The 25,556-nt window shown below is 70.9% G+C and carries 22 protein-coding genes, 1 other RNA gene and 1 pseudogene; 16 read left to right on the top strand and 8 right to left on the bottom strand.

The window, feature by feature from the left end; translation table 11 throughout:
- Genes ACGWYL_RS00205 through ACGWYL_RS00190 form a run of 4 tightly spaced genes read left to right on the top strand, consistent with a single transcriptional unit; the run spans position 1 to position 3,934 of the window.
- A complete protein-coding gene (locus ACGWYL_RS00205; RefSeq protein WP_395486110.1) occupies positions 1-855 on the top strand; it encodes a M23 family metallopeptidase in 855 nt (284 codons plus the stop codon).
- A gap of 25 nt (positions 856-880) precedes the next feature.
- Positions 881-2,005 carry a Nif3-like dinuclear metal center hexameric protein gene (locus ACGWYL_RS00200; RefSeq protein ID WP_395486109.1) on the top strand — a complete coding sequence of 375 codons (1,125 nt, stop codon included), beginning with the start codon at positions 881-883 and terminating at the stop codon, positions 2,003-2,005.
- 10 nt (positions 2,006-2,015) lie between these two features.
- Entirely contained in the window at positions 2,016-2,759 is a 744-nt protein-coding gene (locus ACGWYL_RS00195; RefSeq protein ID WP_179423933.1) for a zinc ribbon domain-containing protein, read from the top strand.
- On the top strand, positions 2,759-3,934 hold the full coding sequence (locus ACGWYL_RS00190; RefSeq protein WP_395486108.1) for a bifunctional RNase H/acid phosphatase: 1,176 nt from the start codon (positions 2,759-2,761) through the stop codon (positions 3,932-3,934). Before ACGWYL_RS00195 ends, ACGWYL_RS00190 begins: the two co-directional genes overlap by 1 nt.
- Before the next feature lie 24 nt (positions 3,935-3,958).
- Here ACGWYL_RS00190 and ACGWYL_RS00185 read toward each other — a convergent pair whose 3' ends face one another.
- Both ACGWYL_RS00185 and ACGWYL_RS00180 read right to left on the bottom strand, forming a co-directional pair.
- Positions 3,959-4,702, bottom strand: a complete 744-nt coding sequence (locus ACGWYL_RS00185) for a YaaA family protein (protein ID WP_395486107.1) — start codon at positions 4,700-4,702, stop codon at positions 3,959-3,961.
- A gap of 18 nt (positions 4,703-4,720) precedes the next feature.
- Positions 4,721-5,302 carry a TMEM165/GDT1 family protein gene (locus ACGWYL_RS00180; protein ID WP_395486106.1) on the bottom strand — a complete coding sequence of 194 codons (582 nt, stop codon included), beginning with the start codon at positions 5,300-5,302 and terminating at the stop codon, positions 4,721-4,723.
- A 235-nt stretch (positions 5,303-5,537) separates the two neighbouring features.
- On the opposite strand from ACGWYL_RS00180, the gene rnpB reads away from it, so the two are divergent.
- The 5 genes from rnpB (at position 5,538) to ACGWYL_RS00155 (ending at position 9,396) form a co-directional block, all read left to right on the top strand.
- Positions 5,538-5,922: RNase P RNA component class A (gene rnpB, locus ACGWYL_RS00175), an RNA gene on the top strand.
- A gap of 99 nt (positions 5,923-6,021) precedes the next feature.
- Positions 6,022-6,693 (top strand): CDP-alcohol phosphatidyltransferase family protein, encoded by a 672-nt coding sequence (locus ACGWYL_RS00170; protein ID WP_179423940.1) that lies wholly within the window; start codon positions 6,022-6,024, stop codon positions 6,691-6,693.
- Positions 6,694-6,810: 117 nt separating this feature from the next.
- A complete protein-coding gene (locus tag ACGWYL_RS00165) occupies positions 6,811-7,005 on the top strand; it encodes a hypothetical protein (RefSeq protein WP_179423942.1) in 195 nt (64 codons plus the stop codon).
- On the top strand, positions 7,002-8,501 hold the full coding sequence (locus ACGWYL_RS00160) for a hypothetical protein (protein ID WP_395486105.1): 1,500 nt from the start codon (positions 7,002-7,004) through the stop codon (positions 8,499-8,501). The genes ACGWYL_RS00165 and ACGWYL_RS00160 overlap by 4 nt, the downstream gene beginning before the upstream one ends.
- 55 nt (positions 8,502-8,556) lie before the next feature.
- Positions 8,557-9,396 (top strand): aldo/keto reductase, encoded by an 840-nt coding sequence (locus ACGWYL_RS00155; RefSeq protein ID WP_395486104.1) that lies wholly within the window; start codon positions 8,557-8,559, stop codon positions 9,394-9,396.
- Positions 9,397-9,499: 103 nt separating this feature from the next.
- On the opposite strand, the gene panB is transcribed toward ACGWYL_RS00155, so the two are convergent.
- On the bottom strand, positions 9,500-10,351 hold the full coding sequence (gene panB / locus ACGWYL_RS00150) for a 3-methyl-2-oxobutanoate hydroxymethyltransferase (RefSeq protein WP_179423947.1): 852 nt from the start codon (positions 10,349-10,351) through the stop codon (positions 9,500-9,502).
- Positions 10,352-10,433: 82 nt separating this feature from the next.
- On the opposite strand from panB, the gene ACGWYL_RS00145 reads away from it, so the two are divergent.
- Positions 10,434-12,125: a hypothetical protein gene (locus tag ACGWYL_RS00145; protein ID WP_395486103.1), complete on the top strand. Its 1,692-nt coding sequence runs from the start codon at positions 10,434-10,436 to the stop codon at positions 12,123-12,125.
- A 4-nt stretch (positions 12,126-12,129) separates the two neighbouring features.
- Here ACGWYL_RS00145 and ACGWYL_RS00140 read toward each other — a convergent pair whose 3' ends face one another.
- On the bottom strand, positions 12,130-13,881 hold the full coding sequence (locus tag ACGWYL_RS00140) for an NAD+ synthase (protein WP_179423951.1): 1,752 nt from the start codon (positions 13,879-13,881) through the stop codon (positions 12,130-12,132).
- 88 nt (positions 13,882-13,969) lie between these two features.
- On the opposite strand from ACGWYL_RS00140, the gene ACGWYL_RS00135 reads away from it, so the two are divergent.
- Genes ACGWYL_RS00135 through ACGWYL_RS00125 form a run of 3 tightly spaced genes read left to right on the top strand, consistent with a single transcriptional unit; the run spans position 13,970 to position 19,154 of the window.
- Positions 13,970-15,307 carry a glutamine synthetase family protein gene (locus tag ACGWYL_RS00135; protein ID WP_179423953.1) on the top strand — a complete coding sequence of 446 codons (1,338 nt, stop codon included), beginning with the start codon at positions 13,970-13,972 and terminating at the stop codon, positions 15,305-15,307.
- Between the two features lie 4 nt (positions 15,308-15,311).
- On the top strand, positions 15,312-18,203 hold the full coding sequence (locus ACGWYL_RS00130) for a bifunctional [glutamine synthetase] adenylyltransferase/[glutamine synthetase]-adenylyl-L-tyrosine phosphorylase (protein ID WP_395486102.1): 2,892 nt from the start codon (positions 15,312-15,314) through the stop codon (positions 18,201-18,203).
- A gap of 54 nt (positions 18,204-18,257) precedes the next feature.
- Positions 18,258-19,154 carry a DUF3152 domain-containing protein gene (locus tag ACGWYL_RS00125; protein WP_395486101.1) on the top strand — a complete coding sequence of 299 codons (897 nt, stop codon included), beginning with the start codon at positions 18,258-18,260 and terminating at the stop codon, positions 19,152-19,154.
- Between the two features lie 32 nt (positions 19,155-19,186).
- Here the strand turns inward: ACGWYL_RS00125 and ACGWYL_RS00120 are convergent, their stop codons facing one another.
- Positions 19,187-19,735, bottom strand: coding sequence for a hypothetical protein (locus ACGWYL_RS00120; RefSeq protein WP_395486100.1), 549 nt, complete (start codon positions 19,733-19,735; stop codon positions 19,187-19,189).
- A gap of 3 nt (positions 19,736-19,738) precedes the next feature.
- Between ACGWYL_RS00120 and ACGWYL_RS00115 the strand changes: the two genes are divergently transcribed.
- Positions 19,739-20,734, top strand: a complete 996-nt coding sequence (locus ACGWYL_RS00115; RefSeq protein WP_395487224.1) for a glycine zipper domain-containing protein — start codon at positions 19,739-19,741, stop codon at positions 20,732-20,734.
- Here ACGWYL_RS00115 and ACGWYL_RS00110 read toward each other — a convergent pair.
- From ACGWYL_RS00110 to ACGWYL_RS00100, 3 genes and pseudogenes are all read right to left on the bottom strand, one after another.
- Positions 20,677-21,270: pseudogene (locus tag ACGWYL_RS00110) on the bottom strand (DUF6801 domain-containing protein); the annotation flags it as partial. The gene ACGWYL_RS00115 and the pseudogene ACGWYL_RS00110 overlap by 58 nt on opposite strands.
- A 274-nt stretch (positions 21,271-21,544) precedes the next feature.
- Positions 21,545-22,822, bottom strand: a complete 1,278-nt coding sequence (locus tag ACGWYL_RS00105) for an acyl-CoA desaturase (RefSeq protein ID WP_179423963.1) — start codon at positions 22,820-22,822, stop codon at positions 21,545-21,547.
- Positions 22,823-22,833: 11 nt separating this feature from the next.
- On the bottom strand, positions 22,834-23,925 hold the full coding sequence (locus ACGWYL_RS00100; protein WP_395486099.1) for a ferredoxin reductase: 1,092 nt from the start codon (positions 23,923-23,925) through the stop codon (positions 22,834-22,836).
- 215 nt (positions 23,926-24,140) lie between these two features.
- Here ACGWYL_RS00100 and ACGWYL_RS00095 point away from each other — a divergent pair, with 215 nt between their 5' ends.
- Positions 24,141-24,767, top strand: a complete 627-nt coding sequence (locus tag ACGWYL_RS00095; RefSeq protein WP_179423965.1) for a TetR family transcriptional regulator — start codon at positions 24,141-24,143, stop codon at positions 24,765-24,767.
- Positions 24,768-24,807: 40 nt separating this feature from the next.
- Entirely contained in the window at positions 24,808-25,539 is a 732-nt protein-coding gene (locus ACGWYL_RS00090) for a GTP pyrophosphokinase family protein (RefSeq protein WP_395486098.1), read from the top strand.
- Positions 25,540-25,556: the final 17 nt, after the last annotated feature.

Here is a 25,556-nt window from a genome sequence, read left to right as displayed (position 1 = left end):
ATGGGCGAGACCGGAGCGTGGCGTCGCGTCGTCAGCAGTCTGTTCCCGCTCTGGGCCTGGCTGTTCCTGCTGGGCATCGCGGCGGGTCTGCTGCTCGACGTCCCCATCGGGCTGTCGAGCCTGGTCGTGCTCGTGTCGTTCGCGCTGTGCCTCGTGCGGCCACCGAAGCAGGACCACCGTGAGCCCCTGCAGGTGGCCAGTCCCGTCCGCGGCACATGGACCGTGGTGCACAGTCCGGCGTCGTCGGTGCCCAGTCACGGGGTCCGGGGCTACGGCCAGTCCCATGCCGTCGACCTGATCCATCCGCGCCCCGAGGGGACGAAGGCCGAGTACCCCGTGTTCGGAGGCTTCGAGAGGCCCGAGGAGTTCAGCTCGTTCGGCGAGCCGATCCACGCCGTCGCCGACGGCACCGTGGTGAGGGTCGTCGACGGCCGCCGCGACCACCTGTCGCGCACCTCGTGGCTCGCCTTCGCGTACATGATGGTGATCGACGGCCTGCGCGACCTCGGCGGACCCGGCGCGGTGATCGGCAACCGCGTGGTCGTCGACCACGGCGACGGGACCTACGCCCTCTACGCGCACGTGAGGCGGGGCACCGCGACGGTGCGCGTCGGCGACCGGGTCGCCGCGGGCGACGTGCTGGGACAGGTGGGCAACTCGGGCAACACGTCCGAGCCCCACCTGCACTTCCAGCTGATGGACCGCGCGCAGCCGCTGCGGGCGGCCGGACTCCCGATGAGGTTCGGCGACATCGCCCAGACGCCCGGCGCGGTCGACCGCGGGTGGACCACGAAGGAGCCCGAGACCGAGATCGAGCCGGGCATGCCGGCGAACTTCCAGGTCTTCCAGGCCTGACGGACGGCCGTGACAGACTCGCCCCATGCCATCGCTGCGTGACGTCATCGCCGTCCTGGACGGCCTCTACGACCCCCGGTGGGCCGACGACTGGGACGCCGTGGGCACGGTCGTGGGAGACCCCGACGCAGAGGTCTCCTCGATCCTGTTCGCCGTCGACCCGGTCCAGGCCGTCGTCGACGAGGCGGTCGAGCGGGGCGCCCAGCTCGTCGTCACGCACCATCCGCTGTACCTCAAGGGCGTCACGTCGGTGGCCGCGACCACGCCGAAGGGGCGGGTCGTGCACACGCTCATCGCGAACGGGATCGCGCTGCACACGTGCCACACGAACGCCGACTGCGCGCCGCGCGGCGTCAGCGAGTCGATGGCCCTCGCACTCGGCCTCACCGACGTGCGGCCGCTCGAGACCGACGCGGAGCCGCCACTCGACAAGTGGGTCGTCTACGTGCCGCGTGACGATGCCGATCGCGTCGTCGGCGCGATGCACGACGCGGGCGCGGGTCGTCTCGGCGACTACGACCGGGCGCAGTTCCAGAGCCCCGGCCGCGGCTCGTTCCGCCCCCTCGACGGCGCCGACCCGGCCATCGGGTCGGTGGGGGAGGTCGAGTGGGTCGAGGAGACCCGCGTCGAGGTCGTCGCCGACCGTGGGATCCGCGAGGCGGTGCGCGCCGCGATGATCGACGCCCACCCGTACGAGGAGACGGCCTACGACCTCTGGCCGCTCGCCGCGCGACCGAGCGAGCGCGGCTCGGGTCGCATCGGTCGCCTGCCGCAGCCGATGACGCTGGGCGAGTTCGCGGAGCACGTCCGGACCAGCCTCCCGGCGCACGCGGGCGCCACGCGCATCGCCGGCGACCTCGACCGGCGCGTCGAGACCGTGGCCCTGTGCGGCGGCTCGGGCGACTTCCTGCTGGGCGCGGCGCAGGCCGCCGGAGCCGACGTCTACGTCACGTCCGACCTGCGCCACCACCCCGTCAGCGAGCACCTCGAGCGCCCCGGTGCGTGTGCCGTCGTCGACGTGCCGCACTGGGCCGCCGAGTGGACCTGGCTGCCGACCGTGGCGGCGGCCGTCCGCGAGGAGTTGGGCGATACGGTGAAGACCCACGTCTCCACGATCGGCACCGATCCCTGGAGCCGGACATTGTCATGAGGAGTCGCACGTGAAGGCTGAACCGGTCGCCCAGCAGGCGTTGCTGGACCTGCAGGAGAAGGACTCGGCGCTCGCGCAGCTGACCCACCGCCGCAACACCCTGCCCGAGCACGCCGAGATCGCCGCGTCCGACGCGCGCCTGCGCGAGATCGAGTCCCGCCGGGTGGCCGCGCAGACCCGCGTGTCCGACCTCGAGCGGGCGCAGGCGAAGGCCGACGTCGAGGTGGAGCAGGTCAAGGCGCGGCGCACGCGCGACGAGGACCGCATGGCCTCCGGCGCCATCACCAACCCGAAGGACCTGTCCAGCCTGCAGAGCGAGCTCGAGGCCCTGGCCCGCCGGATCTCCACGCTGGAGGACGAGGAGCTCGAGGTCATGGAGCAGCTCGAGGCCGCGCAGGCCGAGCTGGATGAGGCCGTCGCCGCGCTCGACGCCGAGACCGCCGCGCGCGACGCGCTCGTCGCCGCACGCGACGAGAAGATCGCCGCGCTCGATGCAGAGGCGTCGGAGGCGTCCGCGGCCCGCGAGTCGATCCGGCCGAACGTGCCCGAGGACCTCTTCGCGCTCTACCAGAAGGTCGCCGCGAACCACGGTGGCCTCGGCGCCGCCGCGCTGCGCGCACGTCGCTGCCAGGGCTGCCACCTGGAGATCAACGGCGCCGACCTGCGCGAGCTGGCCGCCGAGCCCGAGGACACCGTGCTGCGCTGCCCCGAGTGCAGCCGCATCCTCGTCCGCAGCTCCGAGTCCGGCGTCTGATGGGCTGGGTCGCCGAGGCCGACGGAGGATCGCGCGGCAATCCGGGGCCGGCCGCCTACGGGTCGGCGCTGCTGCGCGACGGCGTGCTCGTCGCCGACCGCGGCGAGACGATCGGCATCGCGACGAACAACGTCGCGGAGTACCGCGGCCTGATCGGCGCCCTCGAGCTCGCGCGTGAGCACGCCGCCGGCGAGCCGCTCGAGGTCCGCATGGACTCCAAGCTCGTCATCGAGCAGATGGCGGGGCGCTGGAAGATCAAGCACCCCGACATGAAGCCGCTGGCGATGCAGGCGCAGACGATCGTCCGCGACCTCGGCCCGGTCACGTGGACCTGGGTGCCGCGCGCGAAGAACGCCCGTGCGGACAGCCTCGCCAATGCCGCGCTCGACGCCGAGAAGGCGGGCCGCCCGGGCCGCGTCTCCACCCTCGAGTCCCGCGAGCCGGTGCAGCTGGCCGACGAGCCGCCCGAGGCCCCCGCGCTGTTCACCGAGCCGCGTGAGGCGGACGCGCCGCTGGACGCGAAGGGCAGGAATCCGCTGCTGGGCTGGCGCGGCTCGATGCACGGCGACCCGACCACGTTCATCCTGCTGCGTCACGGCGTCACCGCCCACACGCAGCGCAAGCTCTTCAGCGGCACCGGCGGGGAGGACCCGCCGCTGGTCGACGAGGGCGTCGAGCAGGCCCGCCGGGCCGCCGCGTGGATCGCCGAGCGCGGGGGAGCGGACGCCATCGTGGCCTCGCCGCTGCAGCGCACGCGCCAGACCGCCGCGCAGGTGGCCGAGCGTCTCGGGCTGCCGGTCGCCATCGAGGAGGGCTTCGCCGAGGCCGGCTTCGGCGAGTGGGACGGCTTCTCGTTCGGCGACATCATGAAGCGCTGGCCCGCCGAGCTGGAGAAGTGGCTGTCGTCCACCGCCGTCCCGCCGCCGGGCGGCGAGTCCTTCGACGAGGTCGCCACGCGCGTCGAGGCGGCCCGCGACCGGATCCTGCACCAGTACGCGGGTCAGTCGGTCGTCGTGGCCAGCCACGTCACGCCCATCAAGCTGATGGTGCGTCTCGCGCTGGGCTCGGACATGGGCGTCATCCATCGGATGGAGCTCGCGCCCGCCTCGATCACCACCATCTCCTGGTGGCCCGACGGCACCCCGAGCCTGCGCAACTTCTCCGTCACTCCCTGACCCTGCGCATCTCGCGCGGCCGAGTCAGCGCAGGATGACGTCGAGGCGCGCGGGGCCCGAGGTCTCGACGGTCCAGCCGAGGTCGCGCAGGGCGTCACCGAACGTCTCGGCGTCCTTGGCCTCGACGGCCTCGGCGAGCACCCGGCGGACGATCCGGCCCTTGGTGGCCTTGTTGCTGTGGCTGACGATCGAGCGCTTCCCGTTCGCCTCCGTCAGCACGCGCAGCGTGACCGAGCCCGTCGGAGCCTGCCCGAGCGCCACGTAGGTGCCTGAGCGGAGGTCGAGCACGAGCTCGCCCTCGGCCAGCTCGACCAGCGCCTTCGGCACGACGGGCTTCCAGCGGCTGGCGACGGTGCCGAGCCGGGGGAGCGAGACCGAGCCACTCATCCGGTAGGCGGGGATCTCGTCGTGCGGGCGCAGCAGCCCGAACAGCGCCGAGGCGATCGCCAGGCTGGTCCGCCCGCGCTCCTGGGCGGCCTCGTCGAGCGTGGTCCAGCCGAGCTCGGAGTACAGCACGCCGGTGTAGACGTCGATCGCGGGCGCGGTGGGCTCCTCGCGCAGCCGCGCGTTGCGGGCGATGTCGTCGGCCTGCTTCGGCCCGAGCTCGAGGATCTCGGCGGCCCGCTTCGTGGAGCTGAGCCGCACGAGGGCGTTGATCAGCTGCTCGCGGGTGCGGTTCAGCCGCGGCGACGAGAGGGTCTCGAGATCGAGCGGGGAGCCGGACTCGGGACGGGTCTTGCCCTCCGAGGGCGGCAGCACGATCAGCACGTGGCGACCCTATCGACCTCACACATGCGAGACGCCCTCGAGGATCAGCACGACGGCGAACACGAAGAACGCGATCGCGGCGGCGTACTTGATCGTCCTCTCCGGCAGGCGCTTGCCGAGCAGGAAGCCCACCCAGATGGCCAGCGCATCGGCCGCGACCATGCCAACCGTGCTGCCGATCCACGTGCCGAACCAGTTCTCCTGCACCGCCAGCGTGATGGTCGCGAGCATCGTCTTGTCGCCGAGCTCGGCGAGGAAGAACGCCGTGCCGACGGCCAGGATGGAGAAGCCGGTGCTCCTCTGGGCCTTCTCGGCCTCCTCCTCGGTGAGCTCGTCACCGCGCAGGGTCCACAGGCCGAACGCGATGAAGGCGACACCGGCCGCGATGGAGATCCACGCCTGGTAGTCCTCGAAGGCGGCGCCGATGAAGTAGCCGATCGCGACCGACGCGAGGTGGACGATCGCGGTGGCGATCGTGATGCCGATCAGCACGTCGCGGGCGCGGTACCGCGTGGCGAACGTCATCGCCATCAACTGGCTCTTGTCGCCGAGCTCGGCGACGAAGATCACCACGGTGCTCAGCAGCAGGGATTCCCACATGAAAAATGCTCCTCGTCCTGCCCGGACGAGGAGCGTGTGCGTACCGACGAGCCTCGACCGGGCTCGTGTACACGAATCCGGTCGAAAGTCTCGTCCGCCAGTTGCCTGGCCCGCTGCACCGGAGGCGAGGCCTCAGTGTGTCGACGCAGCGATTGGGGACTACTCCCTTTCGATGTCGCCAGCCTACCGGGCGGGTCATGGCGCGGGCCCGGCGGGCATAGGATGGACGCGCGAATGAGTCGGCCGGGCGGCCGCGGCATCCCTCGAGGGTGTCGAGGAAAGTCCGGACTCCACAGAGCGACGGTGGTGGCCAACAGCCACCCACGGCGACGTGCGGGACAGTGCCACAGAGAACAGACCGCCAGCGGCCACCCTCGGGTGGTGCGGGTAAGGGTGAAACGGTGAGGTAAGAGCTCACCAGCACGGCGGGTGACCGTCGTGGCTCGGTAAACCCCACCGGGAGCAAGACCAAGTAGGCCCCGTCCGCGGGGCCGTGCCGCAGGGCTGCTCGTCCTCAGCGGCAGGTAGGTCGCACCGAGGTGTCCAGCAATGGGCATCCCAGATGGATGGCCGCCCCTGCTCCGGCAGGACAGAATCCGGCTTACAGGCCGACTCATTCGCGCCCCCGGGGCGACCCGGGAGCGGTGGGGCTCGCGGAGGCCGTTCGGTCGACGTGCTCCCGACCGGCACACGCCAGTGGTTGCGCGTAGGTTGGCCACGTGAGCAAGGCGGTGTCGCCCACCCACCACCTGCCGGGCCCAGGTCCCTTTCTGACGATCCCCAACGCGATCACGGTGCTCCGCGCTCTGGGTGCCGCGGTCCTGGCGGTCACCGCGCTCGTCGCCTCGGATCCCGTCCCGTGGCTGATCGCCGGATACCTCACGTACTGGCTCGGTGACAGCCTCGATGGGCTCGCTGCGCGCGTGCTGGGGCAGGAGACGAGGGCCGGCGCGGTGTTCGACATCTGCAGTGATCGCCTGAGCACCGCGATCCTGGCGGCGGGACTCGTGATGCACGAGCCGGACCTGGCTCTCCCCATCGGGATGTTCCTCGTCAACTTCATGGTGATCGACCAGCTCCTCTCGCTCTCGTTCCTGCTGTGGCCGATCGTGAGTCCCAACTACTTCAGCCAGGTCGATCCCACCGTGTTCCGCTACAACTGGTCGCATCCGGCCAAGGCGCTGAACAATGCCGGGATCATCGTCGCCGTCCTCATCGGCAGCATGCCCGTGGCCCTGGTGATCGTCACGGCCCAGCTGGCCGTCAAGATCGCCAGCGCCGTCCGAGTGGCACGTCTGGCCTCTGAGAGAGCGCCCGGGCCGATACGGGCCTACGGTGAGGTGGGTGCAGACGTGCTCCCCGATTCCGGCCACCCACCGGGTCGTGCGTGAGGCGCCTCGGGTCGGTGTAGGCCCGGGGCTTCCCTCGGAGTCACGTCCATCCGTGTCGCGGTGCCTCCGGAATCGCGCCCCCGGGCGTCCGGTCCCCGCATCGGGCACGATGAGCCCATGGCGTACTTCTACTGCTTGAAGCACAACTCCGTCGAGGGCGAGGAGGGCTGCCGGGCGTCCGACCGCCTGGGACCCTACGAGACCGAGGCCGAGGCCGCACGTGCCCTCGAGACCGCGCACGAGAAGTCTAAGGCGTGGGACGAGGACCCGAACTGGAACGACGACGCCCCGCCCGCCGGCTCGCCTGAGTGACGCGGTCCGACCGGCCCCCGCGCGGCGGGTGGCCGATCGCGTGGGCGGCACTCGTCCTCCCGCTGCTGGTGTGGGCCGTCGTCCTCCTGGCCGGGGGATGGGTCCCGCACGGTGACACGGCGGTCGAGGCGGTGCGCGCGCACGACGTCCTCGGAGCGCACACGCCCCTGCTGGGGATGCCCTCGACGAGCGGCGCCACGGTCATGGGCGTGCACGCGCACCATCCCGGTCCGCTGCAGTTCCAGCTGCTGGCGCCGCTGTACGCGCTGAGCGGCTTCGCGCCGTGGGCGCTCGTCGTCGGCTCGCTCCTGATCCTCGCGGCCCTCGTCGCCGTCTCGCTCGCCGCCGCCGATCGGGCTGCGGGCGCGCGGGGACGGCAGACGATGACCGTCGTGAACGGCGTCCTGGTGCTGGGCGTCGGCAGCTCCCTGGTGACCCCGTGGAACCCGTGGGTGGCGATGTTCGCCCTGGCGGCCGCCACCGCGTCGGCCTGGGCGGTCCTGGCCGGACACGGCCGGTGGTGGCCGGGGTTCGTCGTCACCGTCTCGCTCGCGGCGCAGTCGCACCTGGCGGTCGCCCCGATGGCCGTCTCGCTCGGCGTGGTCACCTTGGTCGCCTCGGTGCTCCTGGGGCGCCGCGGCCGCCTCGACCTGCCGCGCCGCTCACTCGTGGTGTCGGTGGCCCTGGGGATGGCCTGCTGGGCGGCGCCGCTGGTGGAGGTCGCCCGGAACGAGCCCGACAACCTCGGCCTGCTGTGGACCGTCGCGCGGTCCGGGGACGGCGGACTGCTCGCCACCCTCGTGCTGCTCGTCGGCGTCGTCGCCGTCGTGTGGTGGACCGGCCGCCGGGGGCGCGGCCTGACCTCGGGCCGCCCGTTCGCGATCGTGCCGCTGACCCTTATCGGCACGCTCGTCCTGCTGGCGGCCGGCACCCGCGCGGGGGAGGGCCGGGACTGGTACATCGTCTACGGGGCCGCGGTCCCCCTGACCCTCGTGGCCTGGACCGTCGTCGGCCGGGTCCGGCGGTCGCGCCACCGCCGCACGCTGGGCCGGGTCGCCGTCGCGGTGGCCGTGGCGGCCTTCCTCTTCCTCCCACGTCCGCTGTCGGACGCCGCGCGCCTGGACAGCGCGCGCGCCGCGCCCGTCGTCGACCGGGCGCGCGAGCTGGTCGCCGGTGCCGACGGACCGATCGCGATCGAGACGGTCGGCGGTCTCGCGTGGGTCAGCATCGGCCCGGCGGTCTACGCGGCGCTGCTGGCCGACGGTCACGAGGTGTACTTCGACGCGCGCGTGGACGGGATGCGCGAGGACGACTTCCGGCACCCGCGAAACCTCGACGAGCCACACCGCACGCTGGTCGTGCACAGCCATCCCGGCCGTCCCGAGCCGCCGCCGGAGGGCGCCGTGGTCGACCGGGTCGAGCTGGCCCGGGACGCCGGCGCCACCCAGGTCGCCGGGGACGAGCGGTACGTCGACCTCGTGCTGGTGCAGCCGTAGGCCGGCGCCGCTTGCGCGTGTGCGGCGCTCGGGTGCAGCCCGTAGCGTCGGAGGCATGACCGTTCCCACCCTCACCCTGAACAACGGCGTCCAGATCCCGCAGTTCGGCTACGGCACGTGGCAGGTGCCGCCGGAGACCGCGCAGGACCGGGTCGCCGAGGCCCTCGAGCTCGGCTACCGCCACATCGACACGGCCCAGATGTACGGCAACGAGGCCGGCGTCGGCGCCGCGATCTCCGCCTCCGGACTGCCGCGCGACGAGGTCTTCGTCACCACCAAGCTCAACAACAACCGCCACGACCCCGCCGTGGTCGCCTCGTCGCTCGACGAGTCGCTGGAGAAGCTCCAGCTCGACCGCGTGGATCTCTTTCTCATCCACTGGCCGCTGCCGACGACCGACATCGACTTCGTCGACACGTGGCGCGCGATGGAGGAGGTCTACTCCGCGGGCAAGGCTCGTGCGATCGGCGTCTCCAACTTCCAGCCCTCGCACCTGCGTCGCGTGGTGCAGGAGGCGACCGTGGTCCCGGCCGTGAACCAGGTCGAGATCCACCCGTACTTCACCCAGGACGAGTTGCGCGCGGTCGACTCCGAGCTCGGCATCGCGACCGAGGCCTGGTCGCCGCTCGCGCAGGGCCAGGTGTTCGACGACCCGGCGCTCCAGGCGATCGCGAGCAGCACGGGCCGCAGCGTCTCGCAGGTCGTGCTGCGCTGGCACCTGCAGCGCGGGGACATCGTGTTCCCGAAGGCCTCGTCGGTGGAGCGCCTGAAGCAGAACTTCGACCTGTTCGACTTCGAGCTCTCCGACGCCGACATGAGTGCCGTCTCGGCCCTCGACGCCGGCCGCCGCATCGGGCCCGACCCGGACACCATGGCCTGGATCCCGGAGGGCTGATCGAAGTCTCCCCGGTCAACAGGGGCAACCGTCACGATGCGGGGGAAACGTCCCCCGCATCGTGACGGGAAACCCCGCTCGGTCGGCCGAGCGGGCCCCGTGGTCAGCTCTCGAAGGAGTGCTCGGCTGCGGGGAACGAGCCGTCGGCGACCTCGTTCTGGAACTGCTCGACGGCGCCTGAGATCACGCTGCGCAGGTCGGCGTACTTCTTGACGAAGCGCGGGGCGCGGCCGGCGCGCAGGCCGAGCATGTCCTGCCAGACCAGCACCTGCGCGTCGCAGCCGGCGCCGGCGCCGATGCCCACGGTGGGGATGCGCAGGGTCGAGGTGATCTCGGTCGCGACCGGCTCGGGCACCATCTCCATCACCACGGCGAACGCGCCAGCGTCCTGCACGGCGAGTGCGTCATCAATCAGCCGCTGGCGGGCGTCACCGCGACCCTGCACGCGGTAGCCGCCGAGGCTGTGCTCGGACTGGGGCGTGAAGCCGATGTGCGCCATGACGGGGATGCCGCCCTCGGTCAGCTTGCGGATCTGGGGCGCCATCTCGGCGCCGCCCTCGAGCTTGACCGCGTGCGCGAGCCCCTCCTTCATGAACCGCACACCCGTGTCGTAGGCCTGCTCCGGGTCGCGCTGGTACGAGCCGAAGGGCAGATCGGCGACGACGAGCGTGCGCTGCACCGAACGCGTCACGGCCTTCACCAGGACCAGCAGCTCGTCCACCGTGACGGGCAGCGAGGACTCGTAGCCGAAGACGTTGTTCGCGGCCGAGTCGCCGACGAGCAGCACGGGGATCCCGGCCTCGTCGAAGAGCTGGGCGGTGTACTGGTCGTAGCTGGTGAGCATCGCCCACCGATGACCCTCGGACTTCCACTTCGCGAGGTGGTGCGTGCGGACCTTGCGCACGTCGGGCGAGGCGGTGGGACGGGAACCGTACGGTGCGGGCTCTTCAGTCATGCCCACACGGTAGCCCCCGGCGAACGGTGCCCGGCGACCGTAGACTGCCCGGGACCTCGAACCCGCCCCGCCCAGGAGCTCCGTGTCGACCTCCTCCGCCTCGATCCCCACCCGGATCGGACGACGACTCGCCCTGCGCGAGCACGCCTGGTTCTGGATCGCGCTCGGACTGCTGATGGTGCCGATCGTCGTCTGGTTCGTCTCACGCCTGACCGAGGGCTGGCTGCCCCAGGGCGACGACGCGATGATCGCGATCCGCGCCCACGACGCCTGGACCGGTCACTGGCCGCTGGTGGGCATGCGCTCGACGAGCGACCAGACCGTGGAAGGCGTGTTCGCCTACCACCCGGGTCCCCTCGAGTTCTACGTGATCGGGCTGCCGTACCTGCTCTCGGGCTGGCGGGTGTGGGGCCTGCTCCTGGGCTGCGCGCTGGTGCTCGCCGCGTTCGTGGCCGTGTCGCTGTGGTCGGGCTACCGCGCCGCGGGACGTCCGGGTCTGCTGGTCATGGTCGGCGCCACGGTCACCCTCTACGGACTGTTCGGCTCGGTGCTCGTGCTGCCCTGGAACCCGTGGCCCACGGTCTTCGGCCTGCTCGCGAGCCTCGCCGTCGCCTGGCGGATGCTGCTCGGACACCGGGGGCTGTGGCCGCTATTGATGGTCTGCGTCAGCTGGACCGGGCAGGCACACCTGGGCGTCACGCCGATCGTCGGCCTGCTGGGCGCCTGGATGCTCGCCCTGACGATCCGCCGCTGGTGGCGGGGCTTCCGCAGTGCACCGGGCGAGGTCGCCCGGACCCTGCTGGTCACGTTCGTGTGCTGGCTGGGACCGCTGGTCGAGGTGCTGACGTACTCGCCGAACAACATCGGCGAGATCGCCGCACTCACGACGGCCGCGAAGACCGAGGACACGCCCACGGGCGACGCCTGGGTCCACCTGACCCACATGGTCTTCCCGTGGATCCGCCTGTGGCGCGACACCGGCGACGTCACCTACCCGGGCGCTGCGCTGATCGGGCTCGGGATCGTCGCCGTGGTCTGGCGTCGGCGGGATCGGCGCCGGCGCCGGCTCGACCGTGACGTCGACGTGGCGACCAGCGCGGTCGTCATCGGGCTCTTCGCGGTGGCGGCGACGTTCTGGGCGGGCACGCGCACCGGCGGCGACCTGCGGATCGTCTACCTCGACTTCACGATGGCGGGACCCGTCTTCTTCACGTTCGCGGTGGCGCTCTGGGCGTACCACCGCGCCCGCGCGTCACTGCGAAGCCAGGGCACGACCGACGACCGGATCCGCACCCTCACCACCGCGGCCGCGGCCGGCGTGCTCGCGCTGCCGGTGCTCGGCACCACCGCGGGCTCCTCGTCGGTGCGCACGTTCGTCGAGGCGGGCAACGAGGTCAACGCGGAGCAGGCCCGCCTCGTGCTCGACGAGCTCGTGCCGGTGCTGGGGGAGCCGCCGTACGCCGACCTGCCGGTCGAGGTCGAGGGCGTCGGCCTCACCGCATGGGGGAGCGTGGGACCCGCGGTCTCGCACCGCCTCGTCGTCGCCGGTCGCGACGTCTTCTACGAGTCGTGGTGGCCGAAGTCCGCCGACGACGACCACCGGCGCCCTCGCGACATCGACGGCGAGCGCGTGGTGGTGCGCCTCGAGGAGCGGCCGGGAACCGCGTCGTGGGAGGAGCCGGAGGAGCCCGTGGACGAGACCCTCACCTACCCGCTGCTGACCGACGAGGACGGCGGCGAGATCCGCGTCCTGCTGTCGGTCCGCGCGGAGTGAGGCCTCAAAGGCTCTCGCGCCAGCGGCTGGTGATCGGCACGCGCCGGTCGCGACCGAAGTTGCGCTTGCTGATCTTCGGGCCCGGCGGGTACTGGCGACGCTTGTACTCGGCACGGTCGACCAGCGTGATGACCTTCTCGACGATCGCGGGGTCGAAGCCCTCGGCCACCACGTCGGCCGAGCCGAGGTCGCGCTCGACGTAGGCATCGAGGATGCCGTCGAGCACGGGGTAGGGCGGCAGGCTGTCCGAGTCGCGCTGGCCCGGGCGCAGCTCGGCCGAGGGCTCCTTGGAGATCGTGTTCGGCGGGATCGGGGGCGTCTGGCCCTGGGACTCGGCCCAGGCGTTGCGCCACTTCGCCAGCTCCCAGACGACGGTCTTGGGCACGTCCTTGATCGGCGCGTAGCCGCCCACGGCGTCGCCGTAGATCGTGGAGTAGCCGGTGGCCAGCTCGGACTTGTTGCCGCACGCCAGGACCAGGTGGTTCTCCTGGTTCGACAGGCCCATCCAGATCACCGCGCGGATGCGGGCCTGGAGGTTCTCCTCGGCGATCCCGTCGAGGCTGAGCGCGTCCTGGTAGGCGTCGAAGATCGGCGCGATCGCGATCGTGCGCAGGTCGAGGCCGGTGCGCTCGGCCTGGTCGGCGGCGTCGGAGCGCGAGTGCTCGGTGGACCACTCGCTGGGGTTGGAGACGCCGAAGACCCGCTCGGGTCCGAGAGCGTCGCACGCGATCGCGGCGACGAGCGTGGAGTCGATGCCGCCGGACATGCCGAGCAGCACCGACGTGAAGCCGTTCTTCTCGACGTAGTCGCGCAGGCCCAGGACGATCGCCTGCCAACGCTCGCCGAGGTCGTCCCATCGCTCGGCGACGCTGCCGCTCACGGGCTCGTAGGCGGGCAGAGGCTCGCTGCTGATGACGGTGCGCTCGACCAGCAGGCCCTCGAACCGGGTGCCGGGCTCGGGCATGGCGGCGGTGGCGGCCTGCAGGTCGAGGTCGGCGATCAGCAGCTCGCTCTCGAACTGCCTCGCACGGGCGACGACCTCGCCGCGGGAGTCGACCACGAGCGAGTCGCCGTCGAAGACCAGCTCGTCCTGGCCGCCGACGAGGTTGGCGTAGGCCAGGGCGCACTCGCCCTCGCGGGCGCGGCGGGCACACAGGTCGAGCCGCTCGTCGTCCTTCGCGGCCTCGTACGGCGAGCCGTTCAGCACGACCAGCAGGCCGGCCTCGGCGTGCTTGGCCGCCTGGGACGGTCCGTCCTGCCAGATGTCCTCGCAGATCGCGATGGCGATGTCGACGCCGTGCACCTGGATGATCTGAGTGCGGTCGCCGGCCACGAAGTGGCGGAACTCGTCGAACACGCCGTAGTTGGGCAGGTGGTGCTTGTCGTAGCGGGTCACGACCTCGCCGCCGGTGAGGACCGAGGCGGAGTTGACCGGAGCGTTCTTCGGCACGCCCAGCCGATCCTCCACGTGGGTCGCGCGGTCGAGGTGGCCGACGATGACGACGAGGTCGCCCAGGCCCTCCTGTGCGAGGCGCTCGGCCAGCGTGGCGACGGCAGCCTGCGAGCGCTCGATGAACGACTTGCGGTAGGCGAGGTCCTCGATCGGGTAGCCGGTCAGCACCATCTCGGGGGTGACCAGCACGTGCGCCCCGGCGGCGTGCGCGTCGCGCGCGTGCTGCAGGACGAGCTCGAGGTTGCCGTCGACGTCTCCGACGACGGCGTTGACCTGGGCGAGGGCGAGACGAAGGTGGGGCACGACTCCCAGCCTAGGGCGTCCGACGGACATGAGCCGGGTGACGGAAACCGCGACACGGACCGCGCGACGGCGGCCCTACACTGACCGCATGGGTAAGCAGGAGGACTTCGTCCTACGCGCGATCGAGGAGCGGGACGTCCGCTTCGTCCGGCTCTGGTTCACCGACGTGCTCGGCTCGTTGAAGTCGGTGGCGATCGCCCCGACCGAGCTCGAGGGCGCGTTCGAGGAGGGCATCGGCTTCGACGGCTCGGCCATCGAGGGCTTCGCCCGCGTGCACGAGGCCGACATGCTGGCCAAGCCGGACCCGTCGACGTTCCAGATCCTGCCGTGGCGCGGCGAGACGCCCGCGACGGCGCGCATGTTCTGCGACATCGCGATGCCCGACGGCAGCCCCTCGTACGCCGACCCGCGCTACGTGCTCAAGCGGGCGCTGGCGAAGGCGGCCGACTCGGGCTTCACCTTCTACACGCACCCCGAGATCGAGTTCTTCGTCTTCAAGAGCAAGCCCGAGCCCGGCACGCGCCCCGTCGCGGTCGACGACAGCGGCTACTTCGACCACACGGCCCAGGGCGCCAGCCAGGACTTCCGCCGCGAGGTCATCACGATGCTCGAGGCGATGGGCATCTCGGTCGAGTTCAGCCACCACGAGGGCGGCCCGGGCCAGCAGGAGATCGACCTGCGCTACGCCGACGCGCTGTCGATGGCCGACAACATCATGACCTTCCGCACGATCGTCCGCGAGGTCGCGCTGAGCCAGGGCAAGTGGGCGTCCTTCATGCCCAAGCCGTTCACCGACCACCCGGGCTCGGGCATGCACACGCACGTGTCGCTGTTCGAGGGTGACGAGAACGTCTTCTACGAGGCGGGCGCCGAGTACCAGCTGAGCAAGACCGGCCGCGCGTTCATCGCCGGCATCCTCGAGCACACGCCCGAGATCACCGCCGTGACCAACCAGTGGGTGAACTCCTACAAGCGCCTCGCGTGGGGCGGCGAGGCCCCGAACTATGTCTGCTGGGGCCACAACAACCGCTCGGCCCTGGTGCGGGTGCCGATGTACAAGCCGCACAAGTCGGGCTCGGCCCGCGTCGAGCTGCGCGCCCCCGACTCGGCCTGCAACCCCTACCTGGCCTACGCGCTCATCCTCGCCGCCGGCCTCAAGGGCATCGAGAACGGCTACGAGCTGCCGCCCGAGGCCGAGGACGACGTCTGGTCGCTCAGCGAGAACGAGCGGCGTGCGATGGGCATCGCCCCGCTCCCGCGCAACCTCGACGAGGCGATCCGCACCATGGAGACCAGCGAGCTCGTCGCCGAGACGCTGGGCGAGCACGTCTTCGACTTCTTCCTGCGCAACAAGCGCGCGGAGTGGCAGGACTACCGCTCGCAGGTGACCCAGTTCGAGATCGACCGGCTGATGCCGGTCCTGTGAGCGCGTGACCCGCACCCGCTTCTCCGACCCCGAGACCGCCGCCGCGAACCTGGCGCGGCTCGGCGAGATCTCGTCCGACTTCGTCGACCAGATCGTGGCGGTGGCCGACCCCGACGGCGCGCTCGCGTCGCTCGTGGCGATCGCCGAGACCGACGAGGGTCCCGCGCTCGTCGCCGCGATGGAGGAGGACGCCGTCCTGCGCCAGCGCACCCTGATCGTGCTGGGCACCAGCCGGGCGATCGGCGAGTTCTGGCGTCGGCACCCCGCATACGTGCGCGACCTCGTGGGGGAGCGGCTGCTCGAGCGGCCCGCCACCGAGCAGGAGTACCGCGACTGGCTGGCCCACGTGGACGACCCCGACGCGCTGCGCGTGGGCTACCACCGCGAGCTCGCCGCGATCGCCGCGCGCGACCTCAACGCCCACACCACGTTCGCGCAGTCGTCGGCCGAGCTCTCCGACCTCGCGGTCGCCACGCTCGGCGCCGCCCTGCGGATCGCGGCGGACGAGGAGGACGACTCGGATCTCGTGCGCCTCGCCGTCATCGCGATGGGCAAGACGGGCGGCCACGAGCTCAACTACGTGAGCGATGTCGACGTCATCTACGTCCACGAGCCCGTCGCGGGCGCCGACGAGCAGCGGGCCGCGGCCGCCGCCACCCGCATGGCCGCCGCGATCATCCGGATCTGCGGCGACCACACGGCCGAGGGCACGATCTGGGAGGTCGACCCCAACCTGCGCCCCGAGGGCAAGCAGGGGCCGCTCACCCGCACGCTGGCCAGCCACGTGGCCTACTACGACCGCTGGGCGGTCACGTGGGAGTTCCAGGCGCTGCTGAAGGCGCGCTACGCCGCGGGCGACCGCGAGCTCGCCGACGCCTACCTCGAGGCGCTGCGGCCGCTGGTCTGGAAAGCCGCCGAGCGCGAGGACTTCGTGCCCGAGGTCCGCCGCATGCGCCGCCGCGTCATCGAGAACATCCCGGCCGCCCACCGCGACCGTCAGCTCAAGCTCGGCAGCGGCGGCCTGCGCGACGTCGAGTTCGCGGTCCAGCTGCTCCAGCTCGTCCACGGGCGCGTCGACGAGAACATCCGCAGCTCCAACACGCTCGAGGCGCTGCACGCGCTCACCGACCGCGGCTACGTCGGGCGGCGCGACGGCTCGGCGCTGGAGGAGGCCTACGAGTTCCTCCGCGCGCTCGAGCACCGCATGCAGCTGTTCCGGCTCCGTCGCACCCACCTGGTGCCCGAGGACCTCGACGACCTGCGGCGCATCGGCCGGAGCATGGGCTTCACCACGAACCCCGCCGACAACCTGGTCAAGGAGTGGCAGGCGCACCGGCGCATCGTCAGCCGCCTGCACGAGAAGATCTTCTACCGCCCCCTGCTCGAGGCGGTCGCGTCACTGCCCGAGGACCGGCTGAGGCTCAGCACGCAGGCGGCCGAGGACCGGCTCGCCGCGCTCGGCTACAGCGACCCCAAGGGCGCGATGGCGCACATCAGCGCGCTCACGTCGGGCGTCACGCGCCGGGCCGTGATCCACCGGTCGCTGCTGCCGGCGATGCTGTCGTGGTTCGCCGAGTCGCCGCAGCCCGACGCCGCGCTGCTGGCGTTCCGGCAGATCTCCGAGGAGCTCGGCGACTCGCCCTGGTATCTGCGCAAGCTGCGCGACGAGGGCACCGGCGCGCAGCAGTTCGCGCACATGCTGGCCTCCAGCACGTACGTCACCGACCTCATCCGCCGCGCACCCGACGCCGTGGCGCTGCTCGGTGACGACGCGGCGCTCGTGCCGCGCGACCTCGACCGCCTCGACACCGAGATGACGTTGGCGGCGAAGCGCCACCAGATCCCCGAGGGCGCCGTGCGCGCCGTCCGGCGGATCCGGCGTCGCGAGCTGTCGCGCGTGGCGATGTCCGACGTGCTGGGCCGTCTCGACGTCACCGAGGTGGGCGAGGCGCTGACGGCGATCAACACCGCCACGATCTCGGCCACGCTCGCCACGGCCGAGGCCGCCTGGACCCTCGAGCACGACCGGCCGCTGCCCACCCGCAACGCGATCGTCCTGATGGGACGCCTGGGCGGCCACGAGGCCGGCTACGGCTCCGACGCCGACGTGATGTTCGTGCACGACCCCGTCGAGGGCGCCGACGTCGACGAGGCCAAGGCGTGCGCGCTGTGGATCGCCCAGCTGATCCGGCAGATGCTCGGCGCCGCGGGCGCCGACCCCGCCCTCGAGATCGACGCCGGCCTGCGCCCCGAGGGCAAGAACGGCCCGCTCGTGCGTACCTTCGAGGCCTACGCGGCGTACTACGCGAAGTGGTCGGACACGTGGGAGGCCCAGGCGCTGCTGCGGGCCGAGGCGGCCGTGGGCGACCCCGGCCTGCGCGAGCGCTTCACGGCCCTCATCGACCCGCTGCGCTATCCCGAGGGCGGCCTCTCGGCCTCGCAGGAGCGCGACATCCGCCGGATCAAGGCGCGCGTCGACTCCGAGCGGCTCCCGCGCGGGGCGAACCCGAACACGCACCTCAAGCTCGGTCGTGGCGGCCTGGCCGACGTCGAGTGGACGATCCAGCTGCTCCAGATGCAGCACGCGCACCGCGTTCCGGCGCTGCGAACCACCCGCACGATCGAGGCGCTCGAGGCGGCCGCGGCCGCCGAGATCCTCTCGGCCGACGACGCCCAGGCGCTGATCGACTCGTGGCGGCTCGTCACCCGCATCCGCAACGGCGTGGTGCTGTGGCGTGCGAAGCCCGCCGAGTCGATGGTCGAGACCGCCGCCGACCGCACCGGGCTCGCCCACATCCTCGGCATCGGGCAGGACCACACCGAGGAGATGGTCAACGACTACATGCGGATCACCCGCCGGGCCCGCCAGGTCGTGGAACGCGTCTTCTACGAGTGACGGCCGCCGCGTCTCGATGCGGGGGAGCGCGTGACCGCGGGTTAGCCTGATCGCATGCTCGCGCGACTGCTGCTTCCCCTCGTCCTGGCCGTGGGCCTGCTCTCGGCGGCGCCCGCCCAGGCGGCCGGCCCCACGCCCGTGACCCCCGCGGCCGTCGCGCCCACCTCGGAGCCGGCGCCGCAGCGGATCGTGGTGCTCGAGAGCCCGAAGGTGAAGGGCACCCACCGGTTCGGCAAGACGCTCACGCGGTCGGTCGGCCGCTACTCGGTCGGCGGGCTCAAGATCCGCACGCAGTGGCTGCGCAACGGCAAGCCCATCAAGGGCGCCAACCGCTGGAAGTACCAGCTCAAGGTGCAGGACGTCGGCAGCACCCTGCGGGTGCGGGTCACCGTGAGCCGCCCCGGCTACACGACCGTCTCGAGGCGCTCGCCGTGGCGCAAGGTCAAGCACGTCCGCGACGTGCGACGCACCGTGAAGTACTCGATCGTCACGAACGGCAAGATGAGCACGAGTGTGAAGACCTTCAAGCGCCAGGTCGCCGAGATCCTCGACGACCCGCGCGGCTGGCGGGCCGCCGGCATCCGGTTCAAGCGCGTGAAGTCCGGCGGCTCCATGACGATCGTGCTGGCCCAGGCGTCGCGCGTGCCCACCTACTCGAGCGCGTGCTCGTCCACGTGGAGCTGCCGCGTCGGCCGCCACGTCATCATCAACCAGGAGCGCTGGAAGCACGCGTCGCCGGCGTGGAACGCCGCCAAGGGCACCACGCTGCTGGGCTACCGCCACATGGTGGTCAACCACGAGACCGGGCACTGGCTCGGCTGGCACCACAAGTCGTGCGGCGGCAAGGGCCAGAAGGCGCCCGTCATGATGCAGCAGTCGAAGGGACGGGGCGGCTGCACGTTCAACCCGTGGCCGAAGCCCTCGGAGCGCAACGTGCCCCGGTACCGCTGAGGCACCGGGGCACGCAGGACGCGTCGGTCGGGTCAGCTCATGATCGATGCACAGGTCTCGTCGTCCTCGAAGGCCTTCTTGAGTCCCTCGTCGCTCGCGCTCAGCTCGGCCAGGGGACCTGCGTAGCTCGACGACTCCGCCAGTGACTCGCTGACCTGCAGCAGCGTGGCCTCCATCTGGTCGGCGTCGGCGGAGCTGGCGGACTTGAGGTTCTTGATGACGCCCTGGAGCGTCTTCGCGCCGGAGGCGAGGGACTCCTTCGCCTGGTCGAACGAGGCGGGATCGACCTCGGGCGGAGCGCCCGCGTCGTCGAGCACGGTGGCCTGGGCCTCGAGCCGGTCGCGCAGCGTGCGCAGGAAGCCCACGATCGCCGCCTGTGACTCGGCGGGCGTGCCGCTGGTCGAAGGGGGCTCCACCGGCGCGGTGGTGGGCTCGAGCGCCTTGCACAGCGACTGGACCCACTGCTGCTGAGGCGTCGCGGGCTTCGCCTTCGCCTCGGGCTCGTCGGCGGAGCCGGTGCACCCGCCGAGCACGAGTCCCATCGCCGCCCCGGCGAGGGCCACTCGGATCGTCCTGTTCATGTCATGCCTTCCACGTCGGAACGAGGGAGGGCCCCACCGCGGCTGCGGCAGGACCCTCCCCGGGGTTCAGCTGGTGATGATCACGCTGCTCACGGGGCGAGCGTCGCGGTCAGCTTGTTGCCCGGACCCGAGGCGAAGATCGACAGGACGTCGTTCAGCAGGCCACAGCCCTGCAGCTTCGCGATCGAGTACGTGCTGGAGACCGAGCCGCCCTGGAGCGGATCGAAGCGGCCGTTGGACGCCAGCGTGATGTCGGACGGCTTGGACGTCTGGCACTTGCTGCCACCGCCCAGCTTCAGGCCGAACGACTTGATCGACGCGATCTGGATGTTGACCTTCGAGTTGGCGGTCAGCTGGCCGTTGGCCAGGTTGATGCCACCGGTGGTCTTGCCCACCGAGGTGAAGGCCAGGTCAGCGTCGACGGGCAGGAAGCCCAGCGCCTTCAGCTTCGCCTGGGTCTTGTCCAGCGTCAGGTCGGCGACGAACTGGCCCGTGGCGAGGTTGAAGTCGGCCGCGATCTTGCCGTTGAGCGGCGCCGTGCCGTTGCCGGCCTTGATGGTGGTGCTGCCCTTCAGCTTGAACGGCACCTTGATGACCGGGTCGCTCGTCGGCTGCGTCGTCGGCTGGGTGGTCGGCTCCGTCGTGGGCTCCGTGGTCGGCTGGGTGGTCGGCTCCGTCGTGGGCTCCGTGGTCGGCTCCGTGGTCGGCTCCGTGGTCGGCTCCGTCGTGGGCTCCGTGGTCGGCTCCGTGGTCGGCTCCGTCGTGGGCTCCGTGGTCGGCTCCGTCGTGGGCTCCGTCGTGGGCTCGGTGGTCGGCTCCGTCGTGGGCTCGGTGGTCGGCTCGGTGGTCGGCTCGGTGGTCGGCTCCGTGGTGGGCTCCGTCGTGGGCTCGGTGGTCGGCTCCGTCGTGGGCTCGGTCACACCGATCGAGCCCAGCGCCAGGTCGGCGGGGCCGGTGCAGGAGAGGGTGGACGGGATCGTGGAGTTGTCCGCCTTGTAGATGGTTGCGGCGATGTTGAACGTCGCGGGCATGCCCACGACCACCGAGTCGACCGCGTAGTCCGGGGTCGTGATCGGCGGCACGGTGCCGGTGGCGGGGATCAGCCACGGCTCGTTGGCGGTCTGGGGGATCGGCGTCCGCGGCGAGCCCAGGTTCGGGATCGCGACCGTGGTGGTCTGTCCACCCGTGGTCAGGGTGACGGCCGAGTCGGTCGACGAACCCGCAGCCTCGCGGCCACCGAGCAGCAGCGCCGTGGACTGGCGCAGGAGCTCGGGCATGGTGAGGGTGATGTTGACCGGCGTCTCGGGGATCACCTGGCCGGGGGTCACCGTGTCGGGCACGACGGTCGAGGCGCGGACGCCGATGTCCTGGATGCCCAGGTTGAGGCCGCCGGCGACCACCTCACACTTGTAGAGGAAGTTCTTCTCCAACGTCACGTCCGCAGCGCTGGCGCTGGCGGCTCCGATCACACTGATGGCCCCGGCGCTCAGGGCTGCAGCTGCCCCTGTCGCCAGGACCTTTCCGGTCTTCGTCATCTTCTTCACAAGGGTGTCCTTCTATGGGAGTTGAGCCGACCCGTCGAGAACGCGAGAGGTGCCCTCGGGAGAGACGGCTGTGACAGACACCACACAACCTAGAGCCACGAAAACGAAAGTGCAACTAGTGGTTACAAAGTCAGTGATCACTTTCTTCCCACCCGTCACGCGCCGCGGAAGCATGCGGGAATGCCAGCGAAAAGATGCACCACCGAAAACACGAAGCGCCCCGAATCCAGGGATTCGGGGCGCCTCGGAGGGCGAGGTGTGAGGATCAGGCAGCCTGTGCGGCCTGCTTCGCCTCGCGCTTGGCGCGACGCAGGGCCTTGGACTCCGGCGAGTTGCCGACCCTGTAGGGGTCCGACGGCTTGCGGCTGTACTGCGCGAGCTGACGCGCCACGCTCAGCAGCTGCTTGGGCAGCGGGCCGGTGTTGTAGCGCAGGCCGTACTTCTCCACGAGGCGCTTCACGTCGACGCTGACCTCGGCGTAGCGGCGCGCGGGGATGTCGGGGAACAGGTGGTGCTCGATCTGGTGCGAGAGGTTGCCCGACATGAGGTGCAGGAGCTTCGAGCCCGAGATGTTGGCCGAGCCCAGGAGCTGGCGCAGGTACCACTGGCCGCGGCTCTCGTTCTGCGCGTCCTCCTCCATGAAGGTCTCGGCGCCCGCGGGGAAGTGGCCGCAGAAGATGATGAGGAACGTCCAGATGTTGCGGACGATGTTCGCGACCACGTTGGCGCCCAGCACCCACAGGGGAGCGGACCAGCCCATGATGGGCACGAGCGGCAGGGCCAGGGCCGGGTAGATCACGTAGTCCTTGAAGACCTGGCGGCGCGTCTTCTTCAGCGCGCGCGCCTTGTGCTCCTTGAACTCCTCCTTGCTCATGCGGCCGTTGATGTAGTCCGAGACCTCCAGGCCGTGGTACATCACGCCCCACTCGAAGAAGATCATCAGCATGAACGCCGCCGGCAGGTTGAAGCGGTGGCTGGGGTACCACGGCTGGTCCTCGTCGATGCGCAGCAGCCCGTAGCCGATGTCGCGGTCCATGCCGTGGATGTTCGTGTACGTGTGGTGGATGTAGTTGTGCCCGTGCTTCCAGTCATGGGCCGGGGCGACGTTGTCCCACTCGTAGCGCTTGCCGTCGATCATCGGGTCGTTCATCCAGTCGTACTGACCGTGCATGATGTTGTGCCCGATCTCCATGTTCTCGATGATCTTCGAGATGGAGAGGCAGATGACGCCGGCGATGAAGGCGGGCGGGAAGATCGGCAGGAAGATGCCGATGCGGCCCAGCACCTCGAACCACTTCTGGGCGCGCAGGACGCGTCGGATGTAGTCGGCGTCCTTCTGGCCCAGGTCGTCGAGCACGCGCTTGCGCACGGCGTCGAGCTCGTCACCGAACTCCTCGAGCTGCTCGTACGTCATGAACTCGAGACCGATCGTGGACCGGCGGTTCGGGTCGTAGGCGTCGACCAGCGGCACCGGGGCCTGGTTGTGGTCGCTGGCGCTCAGCGGCTCGATCGGGGCGGGCTTGGACCGTCGCAAGAGGGACATGTTCTCTCCGTTCAGAGGTCGACCGCGACATCGCCCACGGGGACGTTGACGCAGACCTTGATGGTTTCGTCGGTGTCGGCACAGACCTCACCGCTGATGACGTGGCGCACCGCGCCGTGGAGCTTCTTGACCGCACACGTGTTGCACACGCCCATGCGGCATCCGTAGGCCGGCTTGAGGCCGGCGGCCTCGGCCTGCTCGAGGATCGTGGCGCCCGAGTTGGGCGCGTCGACGCCGCTGGCGTCGAAGGAGACGCTGCCGGTGGCGTCCTCGGCGTCGAGGTCCACCGACGGGACCTTGAAGTACTCGGCCGTGAGCTGGTCGCTCGCGCCGAGCTCGTCGTAGAGCTCGGTGACCGTGGCGATGAGGCCGGCCGGTCCGCAGACCCAGGTGGGGGTCGTGGTCGGCTCGAGGTCCAGACGCTTGAGGTGCTCCAGCGTGATGCGACCGGTGAGCTCGGCGTCGGGCTCGGGGTCGCGCGTGTAGACGCGGACCATGTCGACGAAGGGCAGCTGGGCGAGGGCGTCGAGCTCGATCGAGAACATCTCGTCCTCGCGCGAGCGCGCGTAGTGCAGGAAGGTGACGCGGCCCTGGTGGCCGCGGTCGGCGAGGGTGCGCAGCATGCTCATGACGGGCGTGATGCCGGAGCCACCGCTGATCAGCAGCACGTGGTCGGGCACCTGCTGCGGCAGCACGAACTCGCCGGACGCGGGGGAGAGGTAGACGACGGTGCCCGGCTCGAGGCTCCCGGCATGCAGGAACTGCGACACGTAGCCGTCCGGGTGGGCCTTCACCGAGACGCTGAAGAGGCCGTCCTTGCGCTCCGCGGAGCTGGAGACGCTGAAGACGCGCACGCGGCGGGTGCCCTCGACCTCGACGCCGAACTCGACGTGCTGGCCCGGGACGAAGCCCGACCAGGAGCCGTTGGGGCGCATGACGACGGTGCTGGCGGCGCCGGTCTCGCGGATGACGTCCACGACCCGACCGCGCACGGCCTTCACCGTGAGCATGGGGTGCACCAGCGTCAGGTAGTCGTCCGGATGGTGCGGAGACGTCACCTTGGCGACGACCGATGAGGCCAGGGCCTTGCGGATCAGTCCCATGGGACTCCTGTCGGGTGCGGGGTTGTCATCAATCAGTGAACATCTGTTCACCAAAGCATCTCAGGTAGGGGCCCCGTGGGTCAACACGACGTGCCGTGTCGTGGAACACGTGTTCACCGAGTCCTCGCGCGGGCGACAGCACCGCGGGCGACGGTGAGCCCGCCCGGGGATCCACCGTCTGGCTGCCCCGCGCGTCGTCCCCCTAGGCTGGGGCCGTGTCCGAGGCCGTCAGTGCGCGTCAGCTGCAGAAGGAGCGCACGCGTGGTGCGCTGCTCGACGCCGCGCTCGAGCTGAGCAGCGAGCAGGGCTTCGCCCAGACCAGCCTGCGCCAGGTCGCGAAGCGCGCCGGCGTCGTGCCCGCGGCCTTCTACCGGCACTTCGCCTCGATGGACGAGCTGGGCCTCGCGCTGGTGGAGCGGTGCTTCGGCACGCTGCGCACCATGATCCGCGACGCCTCGCGCGACCCCGAGGTGTTCCTGCAGATCATCGACGCCGCGGCCGAGATCCTCGTCGACGCCGTCAAGGAGAACAAGGCCGACTTCGCCTTCGTCGCCCGCGAGCGCGTCGGCGGGTCCGAGGTCGTGCGGCGCGCCATCGGCCACGAGCTCGACCTCTTCGTCTCCGAGCTCGCCGTGGTCCTGGCCCGGCTCCCCAACATCGAGAACTGGAGCGCCGACGACGTCCAGATGGTCTCGCGCCTCTTCGTCCGCAACATGGTGGCCAACGCCGAGGAGGTCGTCGAGATGCCCGAGGGACGCCCCGATCTCGAGGCCAGGATCCGCGAGGGCGCGCGACGCCAGATGCGCCTGATCGTGCTCGGGTTCAAGGACTGGCGCAGCTGACCGGCGAGCCGCGCTTTCGTCGACCGGGCACGATGGGCGCATGAGCGTGAGCGGATCAGCGGCCGGAGAGACCGAGACCGGGACGGAGGAGGACCTCGACATCGGGGTCCTGCGCCAGCTGGCCGGAGCCCCGCACGGACCCGTCGAGTTCCGGCGCCGCCTGCGCGAGACGCAGCAGCAGATGTCCTCCTTCCTCATGGAGTACAAGTTCGCGCTCGACGAGGTCGAGACGAAGATCTCGATCCTGCGCGAGGAGTTCGAGCTCGCCCACGAGTACAGCCCGATCGAGCACGTGAAGTCGCGGCTCAAGACCCTCGAGAGCCTCGTGGCGAAGGTCGACCGCGTCGGCTGCCCGCGTGACCTCGGCGCGATCCGCGAGCAGATCCGCGACATCGCCGGCATCCGCGTCTCGTGCGTGTTCGTCGAGGACACCTACCGGTTCGCGCGGATGCTCACCCAGCAGCAGGACCTCACGGTGCTGGAGACGAAGGACTACATCGCGAACCCGAAGCCGAACGGCTATCGGAGTCTGCACCTCATCATCGAGCTGCCCGTGTTCCTGTCCGACCGCACGGTCCACGTGCCCGTCGAGGTGCAGATTCGCACCATCGCGATGGACTTCTGGGCCAGCGTCGAGCACCAGATCTACTACAAGTACGGCACGCACGTCCCCGAGCACCTGCACGACAAGCTGACCGAGGTGGCGAGCACCGCGGCGGACCTCGATGCGCAGATGGGTCTGCTCCGCGAGGAGATCCGCTCGCTCGGCTGAGCCGTTCTCGGCTATCG

The organism is Aeromicrobium sp. JJY06 (genome assembly GCF_044069275.1).
Lineage (GTDB): Bacteria > Actinomycetota > Actinomycetes > Propionibacteriales > Nocardioidaceae > Aeromicrobium > Aeromicrobium tamlense.
This window is presented reverse-complemented; position numbering and strand designations above follow the sequence as displayed.